Below are 1,065 nucleotides of genomic sequence, written 5' to 3'. Positions count from 1 at the left end.
GGTGATGGTGCGTCCCTCGCGTTCGGCGGTTGTCCAGTCGCGGGGTTTGAGCTGGTACTTCTCGGAGTCGAGGTATTCCTCGGAGCCTTCGCGCAGGGGGGTGTTCTCGCAGAGTTCGTAGCCGCTGTAGATGCCCCAGGTGGGGGAGAGGGTGGCGGCGAGGACGGCGCGGGCCTCGAAGGCGGGGCGGCCGCCGTGCTGGAGGTAGGCGTGGAGGATGTCGGGGGTGTTGGCGAAGAAGTTGGGCCGCATGTAGGAGGCGGCGTCCCCCGTGAGTTCGGTGAGGTAGTCGGTCAGTTCCTGTTTGGTGTTGCGCCAGGTGAAGTAGGTGTAGGACTGCTGGAAGCCGATCTGGGCGAGGGTGTGCATCATCGCGGGGCGGGTGAAGGCCTCGGCGAGGAAGATCACGTCGGGGTCGGTGCGGTTGATCTCGCCGATCACGCGTTCCCAGAAGACGACGGGTTTGGTGTGGGGGTTGTCGACGCGGAAGATCCGCACGCCGTGGCCCATCCAGAAGCGCAGTACGCGTACGGTCTCGGTGACCAGGCCGTCCATGTCGGCGTCGAAGGCGATGGGGTAGATGTCCTGGTACTTCTTCGGCGGGTTCTCGGCGTGGGCGATCGTGCCGTCGGGGCGGTGGTGGAACCACTCGGGGTGTTTGTGGACCCAGGGGTGGTCGGGGGAGCACTGCAGGGCGAAGTCGAGGGCGGTCTCCAGGCCGAGTTCGGCGGCGCGGGCGACGAAGTGGTCGAAGTCGTCGAGGGTGCCGAGGTCGGGGTGGACGGTGTCGTGGCCGCCCTCGGGGGAGCCGATGGCCCAGGGGACGCCGACGTCGTCGGGGGTGGCGGAGAGGGTGTTGTTGCGGCCCTTGCGGTGGGTGGTGCCGATGGGGTGGATCGGGGGGAGGTAGACGACGTCGAAGCCCATCGCGGCGATGGCGGGCAGCCGGCGGGCGGCGGTGCGGAAGGTGCCGTGGGGTTGTTCGGGGGTGCCCTCGGAGCGGGGGAAGAACTCGTACCAGGAGCCGTACAGGGCGCGTTCGCGCTCGACGAGCAGGGGCAGCGG

At 68.6% G+C, this 1,065-nt stretch carries 1 pseudogene; it reads right to left on the bottom strand.

Going from position 1 to position 1,065, the window contains the following annotated elements:
- Positions 1-1,065 (bottom strand): annotated as a pseudogene (locus IE260_RS41020) (alpha-1,4-glucan--maltose-1-phosphate maltosyltransferase); the annotation flags it as partial.

Origin of the sequence: Streptomyces viridiviolaceus (assembly GCF_014650995.1) — a bacterium.
Taxonomy (GTDB): Bacteria; Actinomycetota; Actinomycetes; order Streptomycetales; family Streptomycetaceae; genus Streptomyces; species Streptomyces viridiviolaceus.
This window is presented reverse-complemented; position numbering and strand designations above follow the sequence as displayed.